This is a genomic window from Patescibacteria group bacterium (assembly GCA_028707065.1).
In the GTDB taxonomy this organism is placed as follows: domain Bacteria; phylum Patescibacteriota; class Patescibacteriia; order Patescibacteriales; family WJLG01; genus JAQTUZ01.
This window is the reverse complement of record JAQTUZ010000003.1, coordinates 75,368-101,324: the sequence shown is the minus strand read 5'-3', so window position 1 is coordinate 101,324 and position 25,957 is coordinate 75,368. Positions and strand designations below refer to the sequence as shown.

The window sequence follows — 25,957 nt, the reverse complement described above, 5'->3', positions numbered from 1 at the left end:
CGATGTTGTGGTGCAAGCATAACTCGGTCTGAGTCTCTGGCCCGACCGGATGGTCGCCTTCTCCCGTTGGCGGTTAAGGCGCGATTGGGGTTAACTGGGAGAGACAGGAGCTGTTTGCACTTAAGGGGTTGCTGTAGCCAAAGGCAACCCCGTTTTTTTGTGGTATAATAATAGTAAATTAGTTGATTAGTTAATTAGTTGTAATGTTTTTATTTTAGAGAAATAAATATGCTATACAACTAATTAACCAATCAACTAATCAACTAAAAAATGTTTGAGCACTTAATTGCCGGAGAATTAATTTTTTTATTTCTGGGCCAGGCGCTCGGTTTTGACATTACGCCGCTTTTTTTGATCGTTGGCGCTTTTTGGGGGTTTTCCCCGGATATTTTGAGTTATTTTCTCAACAAAAAATTAAACTACCGTTCGAAATATTTTCATCTGCATCGGGACAATCTCTCCCACTCGCTTTTATTGCCGCTGATAATTTTTCTGCTGACCTGGCTGATCGGCGGCTGGAAAATTTCTTTATTGATCAGCGTCGCGGCCTTGACTCATCCGCTTTTAGATCTGTTCGGGATCGGCTGGGGCGTAAAATTATTTTTGCCTTTTTCGCAGAAAGTTTTCAAACTTTTTTATGGCGGAAAAATTCTCATGGTATTTAAGGATAATAAAGATCGCGATCATCACATCCGTAAATACGAAGTTGACGACTGGTTCGCGCGCGATTATTTTTCCCTGCGCCAGGATACTTATGGCGTGCCCTGGTGGTGGGCGATCTTCGAATGGGGTTCGTTAGTCTTGGCGATTTTATTGCCACTATTTTATTTGTTGAAGATGTAATACTAATCTGCGAATACATACTAATATGACGAATGCGTGCTAAAAAATTATTCGTCATATTAGTATGTATTCGTATTTATTAGTATTGCATTTTAAAAATAAAAAATCCTCGCCCAATTTGCGGCGAGGTTTTTAAAAATATCAACCTTGTTTATATAACACGAATACAACGAATTTTACGCTAATACCACGAACTCTGCGAAACTAATAACACACCCCGTCCCGCCCGGGGCGGGCCACCCCTCCCCCACGCATCGCTTCGCTTTGCGGGGCAAGCAAGAGGGGAATTAAAAATGGTTCGCTGTATTCGCGTATAATTTGTAGTATTCGCGTTATATTTTTTTATTTCCAGATTCCCGGTATCGCCGTGTCGTCGGCGCATTTGCCATCGACAAGATTATTTTTCAGCAAATAATCGTCTTGGCGATTCAAGGCGACCGTGCCGTCGGCGCAATAAGTATTTTCCCCCAGCGGATAATCAAAGCCGCCGATATAAACATATTTGAACCCGGCGCGCAGCGCTTGTTCGCGGGCGGCGATGATCATTGGCGTAGTGGAAGCGGCGGCGGCCCCGTCATTGGAAGAAAAATGAATGATCGAATCTTTTCCCGCGCTGTCACTGATCGCGGTAATGAATTTATTTATTTCCATCGTCGTGCTCGAAGCAAGATTCAAATAATCGACAATTTCCAGATGAACGCCCGAGGCTTTGATCGCTTGAATTTTTGCTTCGCTGGCGGAAAGTTCTGACCCGGAAATTTTGGCGCAATAATTATTTTCCCTATTGCCTATTTCAATTTTTACCGCGTCCAGAAAGGGCAAAATATTTTTTAGAGTTGTTAAATCCAAGCAGCCGTCGTAAGAGAGGGTGGTGTGAAAACCGTTTTGTTTGGCCAGCCGGGCTAAATTAAAATTATAATCGTTGGTATTTTGGAAGTCAGAATCGGCCAGAGAAATTATTTCCGCCCCCGTATTTTCAGCTTCAGTAATCACTTGTTCTTCGGGCCGCAAAGTCGTTCCGGCCGAACCGGTTTTAGCCGAACAGGAAGGGCAGTTCAGATCTTGGTCGATAGAGCCCAAATAATAGGTTTTGGCGCCGGGAAGAAAATGATAAAATCCTACTTTCTCGATCGGTTCGATCGTCGCGATGGGCGGCTGGCCGATTTTTTTCCGCGTCACGTCATTTTTTAATTTTACCGCCAGATTGACGCTTTTGACCGTGCTCTGGATTAAAATTTGCGGCAATAATATCAGAAAAATAAGGAATAGTATTCCCAGGCTGATGCTTAATATTTTTTTAAAATTTTTATTCATAACCGAGCGCGCGATTGTCGCTTAATCTGTCGATAGCTTAGCATAAAATCACAATTCTTAAAATGGCTCGCGTCCCTTCAGCTGGGCATTGTTTTTCCGGCTGATCGCGGTTTTTAAAATTTAAAGTATTATTGCAATTTCTGTCAACTATAAATCGCCGTTTCCAGAGAGGTTATGCACATTGTAAGCGGGTAATCAGCCTGATATAATGGCATTATGATCAATGCGCAAAAAATGAGAGCCAAGCGGATCGGGATCGACGCCCGTTTCTACGGACCTTTGGGCAAAGGATTGGGGCGATATGTCCAGGAAGTCGTGGATAATGTGATCAAGATCGATCAACAAAACGAGTACGTGATCTTTTTAAGTCCGCAAAATTTTGACGAATTCGAGTCAGCCGAGCCGCGAGTAAAAAAAATCGCCGTAACGGCTCGCTGGTATTCTTTGGCGGAACAAATTTCCCTGCCATACTTGGTCTGGAGAGAGCGCCTTGATCTGATGCATTTTCCGCATTTTAACGTGCCGATTTTAATGCCAGTAAGATTCACGGTGACGATCCATGATTTGATCCTGACAAAATTTCCCACGATCCGCGCCAGCACCTTATCGCCTTGGTTGTATAAAATAAAAAATTTTTTTTATCAGATCGTTATCGCCTTGGCCGTTAAGCGCGCCCGCAAGGTGATCGCAGTTTCGGAATTCACCAAAAAAGACGTGGTTGACAAGTTCAAGATCGGTCCGGACAAGGTCGTTGTCACTTATGAAGGCGTGGCCAATCTGGCGCATGGCAATGATTCTCTTTTTGTCAAAAAAATGGATGACAGGAAGACGCTTTTAAGTTATAATATAGCTGACAACTTTATTTTGTATGTTGGCAATGTTTATCCGCATAAAAATCTGGAAGCATTGCTCGAAGTTTTTGTTGAATTGCACAAAAAATATCCGGCTTTAAGGCTGGTTTTGGTGGGCAAGGAGGATTATTTTTACAAGCGATTGAAAGAAAAGGCGGCGAGCTTGAATCTTTGGAACGAAAACGTACCCGAGTCCCCGGTGATTTTCACGGGCTATGTTCCGGACGTGGAATTGGAAGTTCTTTATCGGCAGGCGCTGTTTTATGTTTTTCCTTCGTTTTACGAGGGTTTTGGCTTGCCGGCTTTGGAGGCGATGGCCAAGGGCTGCCCGGTAGCGAGTTCCAACCGGGCGAGCCTGCCGGAAATTTTGGGCGAGGCGGCATTATTTTTTGATCCGACCGATAAAGCTGATATGTTTATGAAGATCGATCGCCTGTACGCCGACCAAGAATTGCGCGAAGTACTGATCAAAAAAGGACACCAGCAGATTAAAAAATATAATTGGTGGGAATGCGCCAGACAGACTTTAGAAGTTTATAACGGTATATTGAAGCTATCTTGATCTACTAAGCAGATATGTTTCTTGAATTTTTAGAAATCCAAAACCCTAAGCACAAAATTCAAAACAAATCTAAAATTTAAATATCAAAGATTAAAAATTTTATAATTTTAGATTTTAATTTTTTTAATTTGTTTTGGATTTAGGATTTTATGTTTTGGATTTAATAAAAAATGGATGATTTTTTCAAAAAAAATGAGGCCGGCCGCGTGGTTGATCTGAAGAAAATGCGGGAGCCGGAAAATAAAGCGGAAATTACGCTTGCCCAAAAGACTAAGGGCGGATTTTTTGTTTTCCGCCTGAATTTTTTTGGCAAAAAAGAAAAGACGCATCACGTTGATTTTTTGCGTCATTATAAAAAGTTGGAAAAGAAAGAAGATTTTATCGAGCGGGAAATCGTCAAGGAATATCTGGACGAGGATGACGAAGAAAAAAAACAAAATGTTTTAGTTTCATTTTTTAATTTTTTTACCAGAGTTTTAAAACTCTGGTGGCTGCCGCTATTTATTATCCGGTTTATTTGGATTTTATTCTGGCGGATCGGCAAATTGATATTTTTTCGGCAGGCCAAGAAACGGGGCGGTAAGCGCGCGAGGGGCGTCATTATCAGAAAGATGGCCGATAAAAAACGCGAGAAAAAAAACATTCCTTCGCTCGAGGCGTCGCGCGAAGGTTCGTTCGGCGTTTTCTGGCAATCGCTTTGGTCGTTTCCGCGCGAAGTTATCCATTATCTTTTGGGCCGCACCACCGAAGATTATCTCTATCAACGGGTGCTGGCGGAGGAATTAAAAAAGAAAAAGTTTCATCCCTTCCGCCATATTTTCACTTTTGTTTTTCTATCTTTGCTGATCATCCTGCCGCTGGGACTATTGAATTTATATAATACCGTCGGGGTCAGGGATCTGCGCGGCAAAGTTTTGGGCGCGACTGACCGCGCCATCACTGATCTGCAATCGGCGGCGGCCGCGGCAAACGGATTAGATTTGAAACAAGCCAGTGAAAATTTCGATGCCGCGCGGGAAAGCTTTGCTCAGGCCAATAACGATCTCTCGGCCGTGAGCGGCATTATTTTTGAGCTGGGCAAAATTATTCCCAACAGCGAGATCCGCTTGGCCGCGCAAAGCCGGGAAATCATCGCCGCCGGCGAAGATGCCGCGAGTTTGGGAAATAATTTAACTTTGGCGGTCAACAGCTTGCTGGAGCGGAACGACCAGGCTTTATCGGCCAAGATCGATGATTTTGTGCGATATGAAGTTTTAGCCGAAGCTGACGCGAAAAAAATAAATGATGAGATAGCCAGGATCGACGTTAACGCCATCCCGGCCGCTTATCACGATCAATTCAATTCCTTGAAGCAAAAGGCGGCGGATTTGAACATGATCCTGTCGAAAAATATCGATTTGGTGAAGAAATTAAATATTTTTCTCGGCGCCCAGGCAGATAAACGCTATTTGCTCGTCTTTGAAGACAATGCCGAGATGAGGGCCAGCGGCGGTTTTGTCGGCAGCTACGCTCTCCTTGATTTGAGCCGGGGAAAAATCACCGGCATTGAAGCGCCGCCAGGCGGCAGTTATGACACAAAAGGGGGAATGAGCAAATATATTATTCCGCCGCAACCTTTAACCTTGGTCAATCCGCGCTGGTATTTTTGGGACGCCAACTGGTGGCCGGATTGGGAAAAAAGCGCGCAAAAGTTAAGCTGGTTTTATGCCAAGAGCGGCGGCCCGACCACGGATGGCGTAATTGCTTTTACGCCCACGGTGCTTGAGCGTATTTTGCAGGTTATCGGTCCGATCGATATGACTGACACTAACGGTCTGGTAATGACCGCCGATAATCTTTGGACGAATTTACGGACGGTCATCGAACAAGAAAAAGCGGCTGACGCGAAATTGCCTTATGACCTGGCGGAAAACAAGCCGAAAAAGGTGATCGGCCAATTCATCCAAAAATTAATGGCGGAAATTCCCCGGCGCCTTGACCGCGATAAATTCGTCGCGCTCTTATCCGGTCTGCAATTGGATTTGAATGAAAAGCAGATTTTGTTGTATTTAACCGATCAGGATCTGCAAACCGAAGTTGAGGCGAGAAATTGGGGCGGCCGGATCAAAGAAACCAGTAAGGATTATTTATTAGTGGCTGATACTAATATCGCCGGCGGCAAGAGCGATCGCTTGATGAAAGAAACGATCGACCAGCGCGCTGATGTCGCCGCTGACGGAACGATCATTGATACCGTGACCATCACGCGAGCCAATACGGCGACAACGAGCCAGCTTTTTTCCGGCGAGCGTAACGTTGATTGGCTGAGAATTTATGTTCCGGCCGGGAGCCAATTGATCGACGCGAGCGGCTGGCAAGCGCCGGACAAGATTTATTTCAATATTCCCGATCCGAGCGGCCAGCTTGATCCTGATGTCGCGGCCGAAGAAGGGGACAATGCTTTTGTCGACAGCGCGCACGCGAGCACCACGATTTATCTTGACAGCGGCAAAACCGTTTTTGCCAACTGGAGCATGGTCGATCCGGGCCAAACCGCGGTCATTATTATTAAATATCGCTTGCCGTTTAAGTTAGAAAAGAAAACCGAACCGGTCGTGGTCAGGCCGGGACTGGAGGGGTTGATTGATAAAATGGTTAAAACCGAAAATAAGGATCTGCTGGTTTATTCTTTAATGTGGCAGAAACAGCCGGGCGCCGTTTCCACTATCGTCAGTTCCACGCTGGTTTTGTCGGACAATTTTAAAGTCGATTGGAATTATCCCGCCGATTTGACGATCGGCACGAACGGCTGGCAAGCGAGCGGTAAGCTGGACAGCGACAAATATTGGGCAGCGGTTATTGAAGGTAATTAGTTGATTAGTTAATTGGTTAATTAGTTAATTAGTTGTAGTGTTATCAAGATTATTTTATAAAAAAATTGAATTATTTTTAAGCCGATTCTTGTTTTGAGTCGATTAGCTAATTTGTCCAACAACTAATTAACTAATCAACCAATTAACCAAACTATGGGTATCAAAGTCCGCGTCGAAGAAAACATCGAGGGCAAATCGGATCTGGCCAAAAAATTATTGGCCAGAAGAAAAAAGCTGCACAAAGAAATGGAAGAAAAACGGGAAACGGAGATCGAAGACAGCTTGTCCGAAATTTATCAAGACGATCAAGGCCAGAAGATCGATGTTAATCGCATGAACATTCGCCGGAAACAGGGAATCGTTTTTTGGTTTTTCAATCTTTTGGTTTTCGCCTTGGTAATAATCGTTCTCGGTCTGGGCGCCTTCTATTATATCGTTTATAATCGCGGCACTGATTCGACGGCGGTGGATCTTACTGTTGCCGCTCCGGATACGATTTCGGCCGGACAGGATATGAGTTTTATCTTGAGTTATAATAATCAAGAATATGTTGGCCTGAAAAACGTGAATATCAAGGCTGACTATCCGGGTAATTTTGTTTTTACCAGCGCTAATCCGCCGGCCGATGTCAATAATGATACTTGGAATATCGGCCGGATCAACGCGCGCAGCTCGGGAAAAATAATCATCAAGGGCAAGATTATCGATAAAGTCGGGGCGGCTGGCATTTTTCTGGCACAGATGCTCTATACGCCGGAAAATTTTTCCAGTGAATTCAAGAAAGACAATTCCGCCAGCGTGGTGGTCAAAGATATCGGCTTTGAACCAACTTTTGATTTTTCCAATACGGCTTTGGTGGGCCAGGGAGAAAGGATCGACATTAATTTGAAACCGCTGGAGGCCGATTATCTGCCCCAGTTCACGATGCGGATGCAGAAGGATGATAATATCGTGCTGGACGATACGATCGTCAATAACGGCGCGGCCGGCGCGGAAAACGGCAACTCGCTCAAAGTGGAAAAAGTCAAAGAACCGACGGGCAACAGTTGGCTGATTTCCGGTTTGCAGGCTAAGGAAGAAAAATTTACCATAAAATACCATATCAAAAATAAGACCGCGGATAATCAACAGATAATTTTGACCTTTGTCCAAAATATCGCCAATAAAGATTATCCTTTTCTCACGCAAGTGATCCCTTTTCAGGTGATGAAGAGCGATCTTAATTTGAATTTGATCTTGAACGGTTCCAACGATGATCAGGCGGTGAATTTCGGCCAAACTTTGAATTATTCCATCGCTTATGCCAATAAGGGCGAAGCCCCGATGCAGGACGTGGTGATCATGGCGGTATTGAACAGCGATTTTATCGATTGGACGACCTTGAGCGACGCCCGCAAAGGCCGGGAAATGGGGAATACCGTCACCTGGACCAAGAATGAAATTCCGGGTTTGAGCAAGATTGACGTGGGCGAAAATGGAATGATCGATTTTGCCATCAATGTTTTGCCTTTTAAAGAAAATGATCTGGGGAAAAGTTTCAAGATCACGAGTTACGCGCAGTATGCGGTGGGCGGCTTGGATAAGTTAGGAGCAATCGGTTCGTCGACCGCGTCTTCATCTTCGGCCGGAATTGACAATCAGAGCAATACGATCAATAGCATCATCAACAGCGATCTTGGCTTCAAAGAGCAGGTCAGATATTTTGACGAGAATAATTTGCCGGTCGGCGATGGTCCGCTGCCGCCGACGGTCGGCCAGACTACCACCTTTAAAGTTTATTGGAATTTGACTAATAATTTGCATGATCTCAATGAGGTCGGCGTAGAAACCGTTTTGCCTAACGGAGTGGAATGGAGCGCTCGTAATCGCACCTCGGTCGGCAGCTTGACTTATGATAATTCCACAAAGAAAGTTACCTGGCTGATCGGCCGCTTGCCCATCACGGTTTTTCAAGCCAGCGCTGAATTCGACGTCAGTCTGACTCCCGCCGAAGACCAGCGCAATAAAATCATCGTTTTGATTTCGGGGTCGAAAGTAACGGCTACCGACGCGAACACCGGCGCGCCGCTCTCCAAGAATTCGGTGCCGAAAACCACCAAGCTGGAAGATGACAGTATCGCCGGCATGTCGAGCGACGGACGGGTCAAATAAGTTAATTAGTTAATTGGTTAATTAGTTTTATAGCATCTGGTTTCGATGTTATTTGATAATTATTTTGAAACACAACTAATCAACTAATTAACCAATCAACTATAAATTATTACTCAAACTCAAATTTCAAAAATAATATTTTTTGTGATATAGTATAGTTGCATAGATAAACCATATGCCCGGAAAAACAAACAGAATATTTAAGTCGTTTTTAGCGGTGATGATCGCCGTCTTGTTTGTGACCGGTTTTTTTGTTTTTGAAAAAAAAGACGCGGCGGCGGAAGGCGATGCCATCGCCGTCAGGGTTCTGGCCAATCCCCAGCACCTTAGTCCGTTAGCTTGGTATAAAAGCAAAAAATTCACCGGCAATCCCACGCCGCTCACGGTTGACGGCTATCAGGCTATTCAAGACGGCCGGACAGTTTTCGTGAACGTGGCCAACGTTAATTCGACTTGCGTCAGCTACGCTTATAATGGAAATAGCTGCGCCAGCGATAGTGATTGCGACGGGACAAGCGGTTCGTGCGCCCTGGGTTCGCAAAGCAAACTTTATACTAATATTTACTTAATTTCGTATAATCAAGAAGCAAGTCCGGAAACGATCACGGTCTTCAATAAAATTTTAAGCAATTGGAATTTTAATACCAATTTAACCGAACATGGCAATTGTTTCGGCAGATCGAGCGATAACGCGTCCTGCAGTACTGACGGGGATTGTCCCGACGGCTTTACTTGCAATCGGGGATCATGTCAGCAATATTGTTTGGTGGATAAAGATTGCGGCGGCGGTTATTGCGGCAGCTTAAAAGCCAGAATTACCCGCGATATCAAGCGCTTGGGCGACATCAGTGATTTAAAATCAAAGATCGATTCTTACAACAATCGCGTCGGCCATTATCCGCTGCTCGGTTCGGGAACTTACCTGACCGGAAAAACAATTTCCACTTGGCCTTCTTGGAATCAGGAATTCGCCGCCGAGATCGGCGGCGCCCCGCCCCTTGATCCGATCAATAAATTCATCGGCGGATGCGGCGATCCCAAATATGATCCGCTAACTTGCTGGGACGCCAAAGATAAAAGTTTTGCCGGCTCATTTGTCGACCTAACTCCGACTCTGCCCTATGATAGCCGGGTTTTAGTCTATTCGACCGATGCCAAGGGGAAAAATTTCAATGTCTGCGCCGAAATGGAATCAGGATTATACGTTGTTGATCCCACTGGAGATTTTACCAGTGATTATTGTCCCGGCAGCAATTCACGCGTTCCGGTTCCGGTTATCAGCTGCGGCAGCTTGATCGGCGCTCAAAACCAGCCGTTTACCGGTTTTGTGTCGGTTAACGATCCGCAAAACAATCCATCCATCTTCCGCGTTGACAATCTGCCCCGGGGCTACACTTATAAGAGCACCGCTGACCCGCATAAAATAGAAATTGACGCTGCTAACGCCGCTGATGGCGGAATATTCGATATCACGGTCGTTTACAAAAGCGACAGCGTTAGCGGGCAGCTTTCTCAATCGTGCCCAATCAATATCAGCTCGCGGGCGAGCTTTATCTATCCGGTCGCCGACCAAAAAGTCACGGTGGGCAAACAGCTTAATTTCCCCGTTTACGCTTTTAATTCCAGAAAAAATTACGATGGCTTAACTTTTGATTTTGCCGTTCAGGGAAATATCATCGACTTGCAATGCAATCAGCCGCTCTCTATTACTTCCGACGGCAGAGCCCGCTGCGATGTTTCCGTTCCGACTTACGCGGTCGCTGTTCCGGAAAAATATAATGTAATAGTCACGGCTAAAAATACGGCTAATTGTGTTTCGGCGTCGACTCAGCCCACGACTCCGCCAGCCAATAATCTTTCTCAGCCGTATTTTGATTTTATCAATAATATTTTCATCAGCAATAATTATGCTTATGTAGTTAACTGGGCGGGAAGCTCGATGCTCATCGTCGATATTACCAATCCGGCAAATCCTAAAGCGGTCGGCCAAATCAAGAATGGCGATGGCGGAGCTCTGTTGCGTAATCCCGGTTCTGTGTACGTCGCCGGCAATTATGCTTATATCGCGAGCCATGGCGACAATGCTTTGGAAATAGTGGATATTTCCAAGAAAAATAATCCCACCCACGCCGGCAGTTTAAGCGAGCTGACGGGCGCGTTGGGCGTTTCAGTAGTTAATAATTATGCTTACCTGGCCGATTGGGAAGGCGGCAACCTTTCCGTTATTAACGTTTCCGATAAAACCAAACCCGTATTCGTCAATAGCGTCGCTATCGTTCAGCCTTATTCGGTCATAACCAACAATGGTTACGCTTACGTAACCAGAAGGAATGGCGGCGCCTATGCTTTCCAGATAGTGGATATTAATAATCCTGCCAATCCGACATTGATCGGGGGTTTGACCAGCAATAGCCTGAATCAGCCGTTGGCAACAGCTTTATCAGGCCATTATGCTTTTGTAAATGACTGGAAAGATGCTTCGATTGTTGCCATTGATATTTCCAGCAAAACTTCACCCGCTTTTGCCGGATCGTTTTCTTCGCCGGGGAGGCCGTATTCCCTGGAAATCAACGGACATTATGCTTATTTGCCGCTTTATAACAGCGGTGCGCTGCAGATAATAGATATTTCTGATCCGTCGAATATGCGACAAGCGGGAATTATCAATAATGGCGATGGCGGCGCGCATTTGGTTCATCCGGTTTCGGTTAAGGTCAGCGGCAACTATGCTTATGTGGCCAGCCAGGGAGATAATACTTTGGAAATTGTGGATATAACTAATCCGAATAGTCCGACGCATTATAAAAGTTTATCAAATTCCGGCGTTGCCTTGGCGCCGGAAACTGATTATCAGATCGCCTCTTTAGCCAAAGACGATTTGCCTTATTTTGATGAATCAGGCTTGGAAAAAAATTATTCGATAGCCGCGTCTGATACTTTGCCGCCATGCGAAAATTATACCAGTCAGCAGTTTAGCCTGGAGATTACTAACAAACCGCCGGTCATCATGGCATTCAATTGCGATAAAAGCACCCGGGTGGGAATGACTTACATGGATAATCCCAACGGCAACACCGGTTGCGCGATTAACGCCACCGATCCCGAAGGCCAGCAAGTAGCCATTACGGTCAATGGCCTTCCCTCCGGCCTGTATTTACACGGCAACACTATCAGAGGCATGCCAACTCAAGATAGCGCCAGCGCCGTTCCCTATAACATAACGATCAGCGCGTCTGATATTTATGGGGCGACAAGCCCGACGGTCACCTTTCCGCTGCGCGTTAATAATTATTGCGGCGATGGAATCAAACAGTTTCCTAATTTCGAAAGCAAGGGTGGCCATGCCAACGACGGCTATGAAGATTGCGACTGCGGAGCATACTTGAATAAAGACGGCAGCATTGATTATGTCGCGTGCGTTCGGGCCAGCGGGTGCACCGGCGTTTCTAATCCGCTCACGGCCCCGCAATGCGCCCAAAATTATAAAAATAACAACGGTTTGATTTTGGGCAACGTGCCGACGACTTCCATGTCCTCTTTTCTCTGGCAATACGGTTGTACCAATAAATGCGCTACCGCCAACGGCGGCTTCTGCGGCGATGGCGTTGCCCAAGACGGCCTATTACTTTCTAAGGGCGCGCAAGAAACTGCTAATGATAAATCTAATCCGATCATGATCCTTAAACATTCCGCCACTAATTTCGGCGAGCAATGCGATTTTAGCAATTTAAGCACAAATTGTTGCAATAAATGCCAATGGGTAACTGATGGTCCAACTTCACCCATATCGCTTCCTAATACTTTAAATATTGGTCCGAGTCAGACACAACAACTTCAGTTATCGGATGACATTCTCCATAGCCGCGGCGTGAAGAGCGGATCATTTACCGCCCAGTACTTCGACGCTCAAGGAAAACATCCCGATATTCAGGCAGTGGTTTTTGTGACAGACGCGTCCAATCTTGGCTGGTTTGAAAATCCCGCAGCTCAACGACCGCCGCGATTTAATATGACTAACTTGAAAGCCGCAGTTCAAGCCGGATTGACTGGTTTTTATAATATGAGCAATGATATTAATGGCGCCGGTCAAGGAAAAAGAAGCAATATTTACGTGGGATCGCTAAGTTTTGGTTCTTGCACGGCCCAATCGACCGTACCGGTTTGTGATGTTCAAAATTTGGTTAATTTTAAGAATGGAAATTCTGATTCTTTGGGAAATTTAAATTACCAATACGAGTATGCTGCTGTGGGAAAATATGATTTTTACCTCGATTATAACAAAAACGGGACTAACGAATCAGGAGCAAATGAAGCGATTATCAAAGCAACGGAAATGCTGCATGCTTGTGATACTGATGAGACTTTGGGGTGTTACGGCGCCAGTCAAAAATACATCATCATCCTTAGTGACGGGATAGATTCGTCCGGTTCGCTTGATAGCGTTAAAACGGCGAAAAGTTACGGCATTCAAATCTATGCGATCGATTTCCCGTTTGGCAGCAGTGGCCCCGATATTGTTTGCCAGTGGTCAAGTGATTACGATAAGAACGGGACAAAGTTGAGGGATTGTTATGCCAATGGCGCCAGCAGCTACTCTTTTAAGAATTTAAATAGTTCCAACCCGGGGGCAGAGACTGAACAGATTTATACCAGGATCGAAAGTTCGATACTTGACAATATGCTCAAGGGTGGCGTTACTTATAATATTGGCGGCGATTTAAATCCTCTTGGCGGTGTCGGTGGTACCGTTGATCTTAATGGCGTTAATAATTTTGTGCTGCCGGCTGATTCAATTTCCTGCGATATTTCGGGCATAAATCAATGCAGTACCGCTCGGCGTAATCCTAACAATCCTAAAGCTTTGAACATCTATGCCTCCTTTCCTGATAATGCTCAAGGTTCCGCTCATCCGCATGTCGAATTCAGTGATTTTATCTTTAACGTGTTGCCTCTTTGCCAAATACAGTAAAAATATGAACAAAAAAAATATCTATATAATCATCATTGCCGCTGTCGCTGTTTTTTTGATGTTGTTTACCGCTTTGTTTGTATTCAACTCGCTTTCTAAAAAAGTTGTCATAAATTTGCCGCCAGGTATCTCCAACAACCCCGGCGGAACTAAGCCTCCGGCAGTGACCGGTTCTTCTTCGTCAGCTTTTCCTCTTGATCTGGCTAAAAAGAATAACGATATCAGCCAATGCGCTAGTTATAAGATTCCTAAATATATCGATCAGTGCATTAAGCTAGTCGCGGAAAATTCCCAAAACCAATCCTTTTGCGCCAGCATTTCCGATAAATCGTTAGCGCAGGATTGCGTTGACTGGGTAATTAGAGATCAGGCGGTTTCGGCCAATAAGATCAGCCTTTGTAACCAAATAAAATCAGACGCGATCAATCAGAATTGCGTTGCTACCGTGATTAATAATGTTTCCGGGATCAAGCGAAGCGATTGTGAGGCCTTGCCTAGCCGCGAAAAGCCATACTGCGTTCAATATTTTGACTTTACCGATCTTATGGATCAATTGAACAATGCTAAAACTGCGGCTGATTGCCAACAAATTTCTCAACCCGAATATAAAAATGAGTGTTTGCGTCGAGTTAATCATTAAAATGAATTTTGTTTATCTCGCTTAAAATAGCAGGCAATCTGCCTGCTTATTTAATAATATGAAAAAAGGTATTATCACAAACCATGGGCCGTTGCGTGTACCTTTCTTTATGCCTGATGCCACTAGAGGGCTGGTTAAATTTTTATCGACCGAAGAAGTCGCCGGGGCGGGGATCGAGGCGCTGGTGGTAAATACTTTACATCTTTATCTTGAGCCGGGAATGAAAATCATCAAAAAGGCCGCCCGCCTTCGTCCCGCTGGCGCGGGACTTCGGCGAGGCAAGGGCGGAATTCATGAATTTATAGGTTGGGATGGACCGATCTTATCTGATTCCGGCGGGTATCAGGTTTTTTCCTTGATTCATAAAAATCCTAAGATGGGGAAAATTACCGATCAAGGTGCGATCTTCCGCTCGCCGTCTGACGGCTCATTGCACGAGATCACTCCGGAAAAAGCGATCCAGATTCAATTCGATCTGGGTGTGGATATGATGGTTTGTCTGGACGATTGCCCGCCAAATGAATATAGCCGGGCTGATATTGCCAAGGCGGTCGAGCGGACGATCAAATGGGCCGCGCGCTGTAAAAAAGAATATCTTAAACAAATCAAGCAAAGAAAAATATCTCGCGCTAAGCGGCCGCTGATCTTTGGAGTAATTCAGGGCGGCGTCGAACTTGATTTGCGCGAGCGCTGCACTAAAGAATTGGTTAAGCACGATTTCGACGGCTATGGTTTTGGCGCGCGGCATGTCGACCGCGAAGGAAAATTTTTGGGAGAAGTTTTAAAGTTTACTGCCGAGCTGATCCCTAAAAATAAAATAAAATTCGCCTTGGGTGTCGGTTTGCCGGAAGATATTGTCCGCTGTTACAAAATGGGCTGGGACATTTTCGACTGCGTCATCCCCACCCGCGAGGGGAGGCATGGTAAACTCTTTTGTCATTGCGAGGAGCGTCAGCGACGAAGCAATCCCGCGGGTAAAAGTAAAAGCGGGATTGCTTCGCGAGGCGCTCGCAATGACATTAAATATCGAACTTTTAATATCGGCAACTCCCGTTTTGCGACCGATTTTTCACCGATCAACCCGGCGAGCAGGATTTCCGAATTGCGTGATCACACCAAAGCTTATATCCACCATCTTTTCAAAATTAACGACCCGCTCGGCGCCCGTTTGGCCTCGCTTAATAATTTAGAATTTTATTCGGAATTAATGAAAAAGATTGCTATAAAATAAAAAATGGGCTGAAACGATTCAGTCCATTTTAATTTGGGTACCGCGGAAAGGCGGTTATAAGATCATTGCCCGCACCAAGCGAATTGGGCAATTGGGGCATGGAAGCTCTTTTTTTACTGCCATTGATTCGTGTTTTGCCACTATGATTTTGATGGCACAATCCTTTTTTTTGCCGTCGCAGCCATCGCATTCGTTGCCGACTGGTAAACAAAAGCAATTTTCGGGCATAGCAGCTCCTTTTTAAAGGGTTGAATTTGCATGTCAGTTGACTTTCGATAATATCACATAAATTTGAATTTGTCAACATTAATATTGACTTTTTGCCTTCTCTTGTGCTATATTCTATACAGCTTAAGTTCATTGATAATTCGATTAAATTTCAGTAATATCAGGGTAAGCGGACAGCCGCTCTTTTTTGGTTTTTGCCAGAGAGGGGAGGAAAGTCCGGACTTCTTGCTCCGCGTTTTGCGGAACAAAAAATGATGGTGGATAACGTCCACGGGGAGTAATTCCACGGAAAGTGCCACAGAGACAATACTAGCCGGTGCTCCGCGAGGCGCATTGGTAAAACGTGAAAAGTTTCGGGGTGAAGATGTTGATTATGAGGATATCCTAATCAATATCGGCTACCCGATTCGCTTCCTGGCGACAGGAATGCGTGGTAAACCCCATCTGAAGCAAGAGCAAACTCAAATCGCAAGATTTGAAGGAACGTGGCTCGCTTGAGTCGGCTGGCAACAGCCCGACCAGATTAATGGCTGTATCACCCTGCACTTCGGTGCGAGGTCAGACAGAATCCGGCTTATAGCTTGCCCTGAGATTACTGGAATTTAGATTGTTGGTTAATTAGTGAATTAGTTAATTAGTTTACTAATTGATTTGCAAAAGCTTGTTTAATTGCAAACTAATTAACCAATTAACTAATTAACTAATAACCATGAAGCGTTCTGAACTCTTTTTCTCATCTTTATTGGTCCCGCTTGATTATTTAGCGATCGTTGCCGCCGGCATGACCGCCTATTATTTGCGCTACTCGGATCTTTTTAAAAGTTTGCGCCCGGTCGTTTTTAATTTAAAATTTGAATCATACTTGAATGTTGTTTTATTGCTGGCGGTTTTTTGGCTGGTTATTTTCGCCTTGGCCGGACTTTACACCATCCACAGCGCGAGAAAATTGGTCAATGAAGTTTATCGGGTTGTTCTGGCTTGTTCGACCGGTTTGATGTTGATTGTGATTTTAATTTTTGTCAGGCGCGAATTGTTCGATTCGCGTTTTATTGTTTTAGCCGGCTGGATCTTGGCGATAATTTATGTCAGCCTTGCCCGGACGGTCGTCCGCGGCATTCAGCGGATCTTGCTATCTCATGGCATTGGCGCGAAAAAAGTCGTCATTGTCGGAGCCAGCAAAACCAGCGACATGCTGGTAGGTGATTTTTCCGCTAATCGCGGTTATGGTTTTGAAGTCGTTAAGCGAACTCGCGATTTTGAATTGAATACGGCGCAAGAATTGGAGGAATTCATCAAAAATAACGAGATCGACGAAATCATCCAGGCTGATCCGAATTTGAGCAAGGCGGAAATTCTGCGCTTATTCGATTTTACCGACGAACATCATTTGACCTTCAAGTATGTGGCGGATCTCTTGGGAACTAAAGTTTTAAAAACCGAGTTGACTGAATTTTCCGGCTTGCCGATCATGGAAGTCAAGAAAACTCCGCTTGACGGCTGGGGCCGGATTATCAAGCGCATTTGCGATTTTATTGCCGCTTTAATTTTAATTATCATTCTTAGTCCGATTTTATTATTAACGGCCATTGCCATCAAACTTGAATCGCACGGTCCGGTTTTCTTTTCCCGCCGCGATGATGATGCGCCGCTTTTCCGCGTCGGAGTCGGCGGTAAATTATTCCGTTATTTTAAATTCCGGTCGATGCGCAACCGGACCGACAGCATGCGCTACAAAGAATTGGCTGATTTGAATGTTCGCCAGGGCGGGCCATTGGTAAAAATTAAAGATGATCCTCGGATTACTCGCGTCGGTAAATTCATCCGCCGTTTCTCGATTGATGAATTGCCGGAATTATTCTTGGTCTTGGCTGGCAGAATGAGCTTGGTCGGGCCGCGCCCTCATCTGCCCGAAGAAGTGGCCAAATACGAACGTCATCACAAGAAAGTTCTGACTTTGAAGCCGGGCATCACCGGCCTGGCGCAGATTTCCGGCCGCTCGGACTTAAGCTTTGAGGAAGAAGTAAAATTAGACACTTATTATATTGAAAATTGGTCGTTCCTCTTGGATTTGACCATTCTCCTAAGAACGCCGTTGGCGGTATTAAAGGGTCGTAAAGCAGAGTAAAACCGAAATTGGAAATTTGAAATTGGAAATTAAAAAGTTCCAAATTTCTAATTTCTAATTTCTAATTTCATGCGTGTCGCATTGGTTCATGATCATCTCGCTCAAGACGGGGGAGCGGAAAAAGTATTGAAAGTGTTCGCGGAAATGTTTCCCGAGGCGCCGATTTATACTTTGTTATCAGAAAAGAATAATATCGCCAAGTATTATCCGGGCCGGAAGATCGATACTTCGATCATTCAGAAACTCCCCGGCGGCGTCCGTCATTACCAATGGTATATGCCGTTCATGCCCATGGCCGTGGAATTTTTCGATCTGTCCGGATTTGATTTGGTTTTGTCCGATTCGGCATCTTTTGCCAAGGGTGTGATCACCCGGCCGGAAACATTGCATATCGACTATTGCCATACGCCAACCCGTTATCTTTGGAGTGATACTCATTCCTATATCAATGAACTCAAGTACAATAAATGGTTTAAAAAAATTATCTCTCTCGTTTTAAATTATATCCGCATCTGGGACAGACTGGCCGCTGACCGGGTTGATTTGTTCATTGCCAATTCAGAAACGGTAAAAAAACGCATTCAAAAATATTACAAAAGAGATTCAACTGTGATCTATCCGCCGGTCAATACAGATTTATTTAATATCACTTCAGAATTGGCTGATGAAAAATTAAAAGCGGAAAATTATTTTCTCTGCGGCTGCCGCTTGGCGCCATATAAGCGGGTCGATATCGTCATAGAAGCATTTAAGAAAATGCCGGAGAAGAAATTAAAGATTTTTGGCAGCGGCATTGATACCGGCCGCTTGATGAAAATCGCCGCCAATTCGGCTAATATCGAATTTCTCGGCCGGGTTGAGGACGCGCAACTGGCTAAATTATTCCGCAACGCCGTCGCCTTTATCCATCCGCAAGAAGAGGATTTCGGCATCACCGTGGTCGAAGCCATGGCCTGCGGCACGCCAGCCATCGCTTATCGCAAGGGCGGCGCCGAGGAAACGATAATCGAAAATCAAACCGGAATATTTTTTGATGAACAGTCAGTCGATTCGGTCGTAAAAGCAATCAGCAGTTTTGATAAAAGCAAATTCGATGAAAAAATAATCCGCGCCCAGGCGGAAAAATTCAGCACGGAAAATTTCAAGAAGAAAATTATCGACTATCTTGACAAAACTGCTGGAAAGTTCAATAATCCTAAGATTGTTTAGCAGTTCATTAACATTATCATAGATTATCACCCTTTCAGAAGGAGTATATTATGGTGAAGAAAAATTTGTCCCTAAGCCTGGTACTTTGTGATCTCAAAGGAAATCCGAAAAAATTTTTTTTCGGGAAGGTTCAGAGGGTCAGAAGGTTATTTATCGGACAAATGCTTGAGGTCCGCGGTCCCAGCAGAGAAGAAAAAGACATTAGCAATGGTAAATTTTCCGAAAAAATTGTTACTTTTGAGCTTAGATATGGCACAAATATTAACTATAGTGTGATTTTGCGGAAAGAACCCGGACGCCCCAAGGGAGATGAAAAGGTGGATTATGAATTTTCTGGATTATGGAAGCTCGACGAGGAAAACTTAAACGGCAAGAGTTTCGCGTCTTTTAAATAATTACGCCAAGCGATCAAAAGTAAGGAGCTTATTGTCAAGCTCCTTTTTCTTTTAAAATCAGATAAAATTTGCTAAAATATTATCAAGGTAATTAGAATAAACAGATGAAAATCGGCATTGATATCAGGCCATTGATGGACAAGGAATATTCGGGCGTATCCTGGTATACGCTGGATTTGTTGACCGAAATTTTGCGCCAAGACCGGCAGAACGAATATGTTTTGTATTATAATTCCGGCCGCGATATTTCAAATCGGATTTCAGAACTCGCCTGCCTGCCGGCAAGGCAGGGATTTCAGAACTCGGATAATGTTAAAATTGCCGCCACTCATTATCCCAATAAAATTTTTAATTATTTTCTACAGAAAATTTTTCATTGGCCGAAGTTAGATGCCATTGCCGCAAAAAATTCCCCTCCTTTCAAAGGAGGGGGTAGGGGTGGTCAGCCCCCCTCCTTTATAAGGAGGGGTTTGGGGGTGGTTCCGCAGGGCGGCGTGGATGTTTTTTGGCAGCCGCATTTTAATTTTGCCAATTTTTCCCGGAATTGCCGGGTGGTTTTAACGGTTCCTGATTTATCCTTTATTTCTTATCCTGAATTTTTTTCCGCGCGGAAGAATTTTTGGCATAAATTTTTGGGCGTCAGGAAATTGATCGAGCGGGCTGATATTATCGTGGCCATTTCTGAAAACACCAGGCAAGATATTATCAGATATTTTTCCGTGCCAGCTGATAAAATAAAAATGATTTACGCGGGCGTGGGCGCGGAATTTCGCCCGTTGCGTCGCAGTCCCGCGGCGGAGACTGCGACGGGGCAAAATGATCTTGAATTGGCAAGCGTAAAAAATAAATATGGCTTGCCGGAAAAATTCATTTTAAACATCGGGACTTTCGAGCCGCGCAAAAATTTAGCCGGCTTGATCGGCGCTTTTGATGCGGTGGCCGATTTGCCCGGAATGGGGGAGTGGCATTTGGTTTTAGCCGGCTCGGGCGGCTGGAAAAACAAGGAAATTTTTAAGGCCATTGATAAGGCGAAAAATAAAGCCAGAATAAACATTATCGGCTATATCAAAAAAGACGAGCGTGCCGCGCTGTATAATTTGGCGGAAATATTCGCTTACCCTTCTTTTTATGAAGGTTTTGGCTTGCCGGTTTTGGAAGCAATGGCCTCGGGAACTCCAGTGATCACTTCCGCAGTTTCATCTTTACCCGAAGTGACCGGCGACGCGGCTTTGCTCGTCGATCCGCACGATGAAAATTCAATCGCCAAGGCTCTGCAAATATTAATGCAAGATGAAAAATTGAGAGGATCATATTCCGCCCGCGGCCTGGAACGTGCAAAAGATTTCAGCTGGAAGAAAACAGCTCGCGAATATTTGGAAATTTTCGCCGATTTTTGTCATCCTGAGGAGAAAGCCGCCTCGGCTGACGACGAAGGATCTATTTTTCGGGAAGTTGAACAATGAAGATAAAAATTTAGAAATACTATAGTTGATTTTTTGCAAAGAAATCTTATTCAGTAAGATTCAGAGTTCTTGCAAAATAGATCCTTCGCGAGGCGCTCAGGATGACAAATAATAATATGAATCAAATCGAAAATCGCAAATCGAAAATCGCAAATCGGCGTGTGGCCGTCGCAATGAGCGGCGGCGTTGACTCGTCAACAACTGCCAAGATTTTGAAAGACCAGGGCTTTGATTGCTTGGGCGTTTTTATGCGCTTGGGGATTGAGCGCGGCTGCTGCGACGAGGCGGCGGCCAGGGCAGTCTGCCAGAAGATCGGCATCAAATTTTATCCGGTTGACGTGAAGCGCCGATTTAATCATGATGTTAAAGAATATTTTTTAAAAGCATATGAGCGGGGGATTACTCCCAATCCTTGCGTCAAGTGCAATCAACTCATTAAATTTGGCGAACTTTTGAAAAAAGCGCGCGCCCTGGGTTGCGATTATTTAGCGACCGGGCACTATGTAAAACTTCGTAATGTTAAATCTCGTAGGAACGCAAAATCTTGCGTTCCCGGAAATTCGAACGCAAAATCTCGCGTTCCTACGTACAAGATTTATCGCGCCAAAGATTTGTCCAAAGATCAGACTTATTTTCTTTATAATTTGACCCAAGAGCAATTAAAGCATGTTATTTTTCCGATGGGCGATCTGGTTAAAGAAAAGGTCAAGGCGGCGGCGGCCAGGGCAAAATTACCCAATTTGAAAACCGAAAGCCAGGACGTTTGCTTCTTGTCCGGCGACCACAATGATTATTTAAAAAAATATCTGCAGCTTAAGAAGGGTAAAATTGTCGACACCTTTGGCAAGATCGTCGGCGGACATCAGGGTTTGCCGCTTTATACTATCGGTCAGCGCAAGGGCGTGGAGATCGGCGGTAAGGGCCCGTATTATGTGACCGGCCGCGATTTTAAGACCAACACTTTGTATGTAACTAATGATCCGGATGATCCGGCCTTGTCGGGTGAATATTTATTAGCAGAAAAAGTTAATTGGATCTCTGGTCTTGCCCCCAAGCTTCCTTTTAAATGTTCGGCGGTGATCCGCTATCATCATCCCGAAGTTCTTTGCACCATAACTAAGGGCGACAGGGGATTGTTGGTTGTTAAATTCAGACAGCCGCAGCGTGCGATCACCCCGGGCCAGAGCGTGGTATTTTATAAAAAGAATGAGCTGTTGGGAGGAGGAATAATCAAGTAAGAAGTTAGAAGTAAAAAGTAAAAAAGTCCTCTCCTCGGGAGGCCCGCCTACGCTAAAGCTTCGGTAGGGCAAGGGTGGCTCATCTTAAAAAAGACAGCTTGCCCAACGAAGCTCCGCCGCGGAGCGAAGTTGGGGGGTGGGTATATTCCCGACAATATTATTTTGCCACTTTTTTCAAAAAAAGTGAAAAAATGTTTTTAAATGACAAAAAATAAAAAAGGCGGATAGCTCGCGCTAAACGCCTTTTAATTTACAATGTCATAGCCCTAAAAGGGGATATGCCGTCCGCGATGATCAGTATTTTAAGATCACCGGACCGATGCCTTTATTTTCTCGTCGATCAGTCGCCGAAGTTCATCTTGATCGTTGGCGAGTTTAAACGCCTCACCAGTCAGAATGGAATAGGCTATTAATATTTCCTCACGGAAGGTATGAGAATGATGATCGTCATCCCTTTCTTTTATCTCTTCGAAAGTCAGTTTGCCGCAAATCAGGTCAGCCGCTATTTCGGCTTCCTCCCCGTTTTTTACCACCAGCGCCACAAGATTACTGATGCTTTTCACAAAAAGCAGGGGATTTTCAGGATTACTATCGAAAGAGCGGGGCACAGATTTATTTACTGGAAGTTCAATCAGCTTGGCCTTGAAAAGTTCAATAAATATATCGCCGATTTTTTCCGGATAGCCACGCGTTACGGCTGCTTTTGTGATAATGATTGTTGGTTTACGCTGGCACTGCATTTTTTGCCTCCTATTTTTATAGAGTTTTTAAAAAAGTACTTGCAAAGTTGTTTTTGCCATTTTATAATTATTTTTCAATAATGTCAAGGACAATGTTTGACATTGACTAAAATCCGTAGTAAACTGCTAAATGTTAAGGAAAAGCCATATTTATGGCGTTTCCGTTTTGTTTATCAAGCAAGCGAGCGAAATGATCCGCCTCTGGTGAGATCATTCCCGAGCGAGCGCCGATAATGTATTTATTCATAAATCTCTCATATCCTAAATGCTTAAGGGAAACCTTGCTTATTTTTAGCCGAAATAAGTAAAATCGTTAGGATAGAGGAACCCCCGCCCGCTTTGCGGGACGGGGTAAAAAAGGACCACCGCCGGTCTACGGACCGGACGGGGTAAAAAAACTATGGCCACAAAATTGCCAACAATCGAAGCCATGCTCGAAGCGGGCATGCACTTTGGGCACTCAGCCAGCAAATGGCACCCGAAGATGAAACCGTATATTTTTACGGAACGCAAAGGAGTTTACATCATTGATTTGGCCAAGAGCCAAAAAATGCTGGGAACCGCTTTGGAATTTATGGAAAACCTGGTCAAGGAATCGAAGACGATTCTTTTTGTCGGAACCAAGAACCAGGTGAAAAAAGATTTGCGCGCGACCGCCGAAGCTGTGGGCATGCCCTACATTTCGGAAAAATGGGCGGGCGGAGTTCTGACCAATTTTCCGATCTTCCGGAAAATGATCAATAAGTATAAAGGATTGCAGGAAGAAAAAGCTTTGGGAAAACTAGACCGCTATACCAAAAAGGAGCGTTCGGATTTTGATAAGGAGATCAAGCGTCTGGAATTGAAAGTCGGCGGTTTGACCAATCTGAACAAGTTGCCCGACGCGCTATTTATCTGGGACATCAAGAAAGAAAAAACTGCCCTGAGCGAGGCCAGGGTTAAAAATATTCCAATCGTCGCGATCTGCGACACGAACTCTAATCCCGATCTGGTGAATTATGTCATTCCGGGAAACGACGATGCGTCCAAAACCGTCAAACTGATCATGGATTGCATCAAAGAAAATCTTCTTCAAGCAAAGCAAGAAATTAAAACTTCAAAATAAAATAGTCAATTAGTTAATTGGTGAATTAGTTTTTAAGTAAATTAATTCCTCGGCTGGTGGCGCGTTTTGCGGATATTTAAGCAGCGAGATGCTGAATGTCTGCAAAAACTTGTTTGTCACCACAACTAATTAACTGATTAACCAATCAACTAAAATGGAACTCATCAAACAATTACGTGAAAGAAGCGGAGCCGGCATGATGGATTGCAAAAAAGCTTTGGATGAAGCCGGCGAAGATTTGGAAAAAGCTTTGGAATTTTTGAGAAAGAAGGGGATTGCCAAAGCAGCCAAGCGCGAAGGCCGCGAAGCTAAAGAGGGCTGCATTCAATTGGCAGTCAATGAAGAGGGAAACGAAGGTTACATCGTCGAGGTTAACGCCGAAACAGATTTTGTGGCGCGCAATGAAAAATTCCAGGCGTTTGCCAAAGCCGTTCTGGACTTGATTATTTGTTCTAAACCCGCCGATATGGACGCCTTGTTTGCCTTGAAACTGCGAAAAGGAACTGTTAAAGAAGATCTTGATGCGCTGTCCGGAACGATCGGAGAAAAGTTAGTTATTAAGAATTTTAATATCATTTCGGGCGCGACCGTGGCCGGCTATTCGCATATGGGCGGAAAGATCGGCGTGCTGGTTGCCTTAGATGCGGCCGGCAAACAAGATTTGGCCGTGGATATCGCCATGCAAGTCGCCGCGGCCAATCCGAAATATATCGAGCCTGCCGAAGTGCCGCAAGCCGACGTCGACAAGGAAAAAGAGATCGAAGGCGAAGCTTTAGCCAAAGAAAAGAAACCGGCGGCAGTGATGGAAAAAATTCTTGCCGGCAAGATCAATAAATTTTACGAAGCGGTTTGCCTGGTCAAGCAGGAATATATCAAGGATGACAAGAAAAAGGTTGAGCAGGTTTTAGGTAACGTGAAAGTGACGAAATTCGTTCGGTATAGTTTGTAAATAAATAATCCGAACCTACGAAATACACAAATACTACGAACCCTACGAACCGAACATGAGTTCGTCCTAATGTTCGTTGTATTCGGATATTTTGTAGGTTCGGATTATATTACGAAATTCGTTTATGAAGGTAGCCCAAATCCAATTCGCCCGCTGGGATAAAATTTATCATTTTTCCCCGAATAATCTGGCCCTCAATAAAGGGGACAGGGTTATTGTTGATACGGAATTGGGCATGGAAATGGGCGAGGTGGTCGGTTTCGAGGAAGTGGAGGATAAATCCGGGTCAGTAGAAGTCGTGATCTCCAGCGAGATCAACGCCGAAGGCGTGGAAGAAAAAAAGATCGAAAAACGGGAGATCAAGCCGATCCTGCGCCTGGCGAATCAGGGCGATTTTGAAAAATTGCCTTCCAAGAAAGAAAAGGAAGAAGCTTTTGATTTTTGCCGCAAGATGATCGAGAAGCGCGATTTGCCGATGAAGTTGGTGGATGTGGTTTTTTCTTTCACCGGCAACCGGATCAATTTCGCTTTTATCGCCGACGGCCGCGTGGATTTTCGCGACTTGGTCAAAGATCTGACCGGCCATTTCGGCAAGCAGATCCGCCTGACCCAGATCGGCATCCGCGACGAAGCTCGGCTGGCCGGTGATTACGGCCATTGCGGACGACCCTTGTGCTGCAAAAGATTTATTAAGGATTTTTCTTCGATCAGTTCGGAAATGGCTGAGGCCCAGCAAGTCGTCCATCGCGGCTCGGAGCGCATTTCCGGCTGTTGCGGCCGCTTGATGTGCTGTTTGCAATATGAATATCAGGGTTACAAGGATTTGGCGGAAAAAATGCCGTCGATCGGCCAGAAGGTTAATGTGGACGGCAAAAAAGGCGTTGTGGTCGGCACTCATGTGCTTAAACAGTCGGTGATGGTCGAATTTGAAGATGAAAAGGACGGAAGAATAGTGATTGAAGTCGATTTGAATCGACATAAAAAATAATGGCAGTACTCGCTGTCTTATTTTTTTTGCATCATTATTTAACCGTCTTTATCTTTTAAGAAAATTGCGCGGGCAAAAGAGCCTTGGCAGGCAACCCGATTTAT

18 protein-coding genes and 1 other RNA gene are annotated in these 25,957 nt (G+C 44.7%); 16 read left to right on the top strand and 3 right to left on the bottom strand.

All coding sequences use genetic code 11. The features are described 5' to 3' along the window. Nucleotides 1-270 precede the first annotated feature (270 nt). Complete coding sequence (locus PHE24_02080) at nucleotides 271-843, top strand: metal-dependent hydrolase (protein ID MDD4901901.1); 573 nt, start codon at nucleotides 271-273, stop codon at nucleotides 841-843. A 342-nt stretch (nucleotides 844-1,185) separates the two neighbouring features. Here PHE24_02080 and PHE24_02075 read toward each other — a convergent pair whose 3' ends face one another. After that, entirely contained in the window at nucleotides 1,186-2,157 is a 972-nt protein-coding gene (locus tag PHE24_02075; GenBank protein MDD4901900.1) for a hypothetical protein, read from the bottom strand. A gap of 216 nt (nucleotides 2,158-2,373) precedes the next feature. Between PHE24_02075 and PHE24_02070 the strand changes: the two genes are divergently transcribed. The 6 genes from PHE24_02070 (at nucleotide 2,374) to PHE24_02045 (ending at nucleotide 15,413) form a co-directional block, all read left to right on the top strand. Continuing rightward, the gene (locus PHE24_02070) at nucleotides 2,374-3,570 is read left to right on the top strand and encodes a glycosyltransferase family 1 protein (GenBank protein MDD4901899.1); all 1,197 of its coding nucleotides are present in this window, start codon (nucleotides 2,374-2,376) and stop codon (nucleotides 3,568-3,570) included. 170 nt (nucleotides 3,571-3,740) lie between these two features. Continuing rightward, nucleotides 3,741-6,422, top strand: coding sequence for a DUF4012 domain-containing protein (locus PHE24_02065; protein MDD4901898.1), 2,682 nt, complete (start codon nucleotides 3,741-3,743; stop codon nucleotides 6,420-6,422). A 153-nt stretch (nucleotides 6,423-6,575) separates the two neighbouring features. Then, nucleotides 6,576-8,573: a hypothetical protein gene (locus tag PHE24_02060; protein MDD4901897.1), complete on the top strand. Its 1,998-nt coding sequence runs from the start codon at nucleotides 6,576-6,578 to the stop codon at nucleotides 8,571-8,573. 175 nt (nucleotides 8,574-8,748) lie between these two features. After that, nucleotides 8,749-13,542, top strand: coding sequence for a hypothetical protein (locus PHE24_02055; protein MDD4901896.1), 4,794 nt, complete (start codon nucleotides 8,749-8,751; stop codon nucleotides 13,540-13,542). A 4-nt stretch (nucleotides 13,543-13,546) separates the two neighbouring features. After that, nucleotides 13,547-14,182, top strand: coding sequence for a hypothetical protein (locus PHE24_02050; protein ID MDD4901895.1), 636 nt, complete (start codon nucleotides 13,547-13,549; stop codon nucleotides 14,180-14,182). A gap of 58 nt (nucleotides 14,183-14,240) precedes the next feature. Continuing rightward, nucleotides 14,241-15,413, top strand: a complete 1,173-nt coding sequence (locus PHE24_02045; GenBank protein MDD4901894.1) for a tRNA guanosine(34) transglycosylase Tgt — start codon at nucleotides 14,241-14,243, stop codon at nucleotides 15,411-15,413. A gap of 54 nt (nucleotides 15,414-15,467) precedes the next feature. Here PHE24_02045 and PHE24_02040 read toward each other — a convergent pair whose 3' ends face one another. After that, complete coding sequence (locus PHE24_02040) at nucleotides 15,468-15,641, bottom strand: hypothetical protein (protein MDD4901893.1); 174 nt, start codon at nucleotides 15,639-15,641, stop codon at nucleotides 15,468-15,470. A 161-nt stretch (nucleotides 15,642-15,802) separates the two neighbouring features. Between PHE24_02040 and rnpB the strand changes: the two genes are divergently transcribed. The 6 genes from rnpB to mnmA all read left to right on the top strand — a co-directional run bounded on the left by rnpB (nucleotide 15,803) and on the right by mnmA (nucleotide 22,071). After that, nucleotides 15,803-16,234: RNase P RNA component class A (gene rnpB / locus PHE24_02035), an RNA gene on the top strand. Nucleotides 16,235-16,350: 116 nt separating this feature from the next. Then, on the top strand, nucleotides 16,351-17,766 hold the full coding sequence (locus tag PHE24_02030) for a sugar transferase (GenBank protein ID MDD4901892.1): 1,416 nt from the start codon (nucleotides 16,351-16,353) through the stop codon (nucleotides 17,764-17,766). 69 nt (nucleotides 17,767-17,835) lie between these two features. Beyond that, on the top strand, nucleotides 17,836-18,975 hold the full coding sequence (locus PHE24_02025; protein ID MDD4901891.1) for a glycosyltransferase: 1,140 nt from the start codon (nucleotides 17,836-17,838) through the stop codon (nucleotides 18,973-18,975). Between the two features lie 50 nt (nucleotides 18,976-19,025). Continuing rightward, nucleotides 19,026-19,370, top strand: a complete 345-nt coding sequence (locus tag PHE24_02020; GenBank protein ID MDD4901890.1) for a hypothetical protein — start codon at nucleotides 19,026-19,028, stop codon at nucleotides 19,368-19,370. Nucleotides 19,371-19,474: 104 nt separating this feature from the next. Continuing rightward, nucleotides 19,475-20,833, top strand: coding sequence for a glycosyltransferase family 1 protein (locus tag PHE24_02015; GenBank protein MDD4901889.1), 1,359 nt, complete (start codon nucleotides 19,475-19,477; stop codon nucleotides 20,831-20,833). Between the two features lie 116 nt (nucleotides 20,834-20,949). Further along, on the top strand, nucleotides 20,950-22,071 hold the full coding sequence (mnmA, locus tag PHE24_02010; protein ID MDD4901888.1) for a tRNA 2-thiouridine(34) synthase MnmA: 1,122 nt from the start codon (nucleotides 20,950-20,952) through the stop codon (nucleotides 22,069-22,071). A 308-nt stretch (nucleotides 22,072-22,379) separates the two neighbouring features. On the opposite strand, the gene PHE24_02005 is transcribed toward mnmA, so the two are convergent. Then, nucleotides 22,380-22,811, bottom strand: coding sequence for a hypothetical protein (locus tag PHE24_02005; protein ID MDD4901887.1), 432 nt, complete (start codon nucleotides 22,809-22,811; stop codon nucleotides 22,380-22,382). 400 nt (nucleotides 22,812-23,211) lie between these two features. Here PHE24_02005 and rpsB point away from each other — a divergent pair, with 400 nt between their 5' ends. From rpsB to ricT, 3 genes are all read left to right on the top strand, one after another. Continuing rightward, nucleotides 23,212-23,916, top strand: a complete 705-nt coding sequence (rpsB, locus tag PHE24_02000) for a 30S ribosomal protein S2 (protein MDD4901886.1) — start codon at nucleotides 23,212-23,214, stop codon at nucleotides 23,914-23,916. 154 nt (nucleotides 23,917-24,070) lie between these two features. Further along, a complete protein-coding gene (gene tsf / locus PHE24_01995; protein MDD4901885.1) occupies nucleotides 24,071-24,865 on the top strand; it encodes a translation elongation factor Ts in 795 nt (264 codons plus the stop codon). A gap of 124 nt (nucleotides 24,866-24,989) precedes the next feature. After that, entirely contained in the window at nucleotides 24,990-25,853 is an 864-nt protein-coding gene (gene ricT / locus PHE24_01990) for a regulatory iron-sulfur-containing complex subunit RicT (protein ID MDD4901884.1), read from the top strand. Nucleotides 25,854-25,957 lie beyond the last annotated feature (104 nt).

Bases quoted from the DNA above. Each gene is read 5' to 3' on its own strand.
- PHE24_02040 (MDD4901893.1), bottom strand. From the start codon at position 15,641: ATGCCCGAAAATTGCTTTTGTTTACCAGTCGGCAACGAATGCGATGGC.
- ricT (MDD4901884.1), top strand. From the start codon at position 24,990: ATGAAGGTAGCCCAAATCCAATTCGCCCGCTGGGATAAAATTTATCAT.
- PHE24_02045 (MDD4901894.1), top strand. From the start codon at position 14,241: ATGAAAAAAGGTATTATCACAAACCATGGGCCGTTGCGTGTACCTTTC.
- PHE24_02075 (MDD4901900.1), bottom strand. From the start codon at position 2,157: ATGAATAAAAATTTTAAAAAAATATTAAGCATCAGCCTGGGAATACTA.
- tsf (MDD4901885.1), top strand. From the start codon at position 24,071: ATGGAACTCATCAAACAATTACGTGAAAGAAGCGGAGCCGGCATGATG.
- PHE24_02020 (MDD4901890.1), top strand. From the start codon at position 19,026: ATGGTGAAGAAAAATTTGTCCCTAAGCCTGGTACTTTGTGATCTCAAA.
- PHE24_02055 (MDD4901896.1), top strand. From the start codon at position 8,749: ATGCCCGGAAAAACAAACAGAATATTTAAGTCGTTTTTAGCGGTGATG.
- PHE24_02065 (MDD4901898.1), top strand. From the start codon at position 3,741: ATGGATGATTTTTTCAAAAAAAATGAGGCCGGCCGCGTGGTTGATCTG.
- PHE24_02030 (MDD4901892.1), top strand. From the start codon at position 16,351: ATGAAGCGTTCTGAACTCTTTTTCTCATCTTTATTGGTCCCGCTTGAT.
- mnmA (MDD4901888.1), top strand. From the start codon at position 20,950: ATGAATCAAATCGAAAATCGCAAATCGAAAATCGCAAATCGGCGTGTG.
- PHE24_02005 (MDD4901887.1), bottom strand. From the start codon at position 22,811: ATGCAGTGCCAGCGTAAACCAACAATCATTATCACAAAAGCAGCCGTA.
- PHE24_02025 (MDD4901891.1), top strand. From the start codon at position 17,836: ATGCGTGTCGCATTGGTTCATGATCATCTCGCTCAAGACGGGGGAGCG.
- PHE24_02070 (MDD4901899.1), top strand. From the start codon at position 2,374: ATGATCAATGCGCAAAAAATGAGAGCCAAGCGGATCGGGATCGACGCC.
- PHE24_02015 (MDD4901889.1), top strand. From the start codon at position 19,475: ATGAAAATCGGCATTGATATCAGGCCATTGATGGACAAGGAATATTCG.
- PHE24_02050 (MDD4901895.1), top strand. From the start codon at position 13,547: ATGAACAAAAAAAATATCTATATAATCATCATTGCCGCTGTCGCTGTT.
- rpsB (MDD4901886.1), top strand. From the start codon at position 23,212: ATGGCCACAAAATTGCCAACAATCGAAGCCATGCTCGAAGCGGGCATG.
- PHE24_02080 (MDD4901901.1), top strand. From the start codon at position 271: ATGTTTGAGCACTTAATTGCCGGAGAATTAATTTTTTTATTTCTGGGC.
- PHE24_02060 (MDD4901897.1), top strand. From the start codon at position 6,576: ATGGGTATCAAAGTCCGCGTCGAAGAAAACATCGAGGGCAAATCGGAT.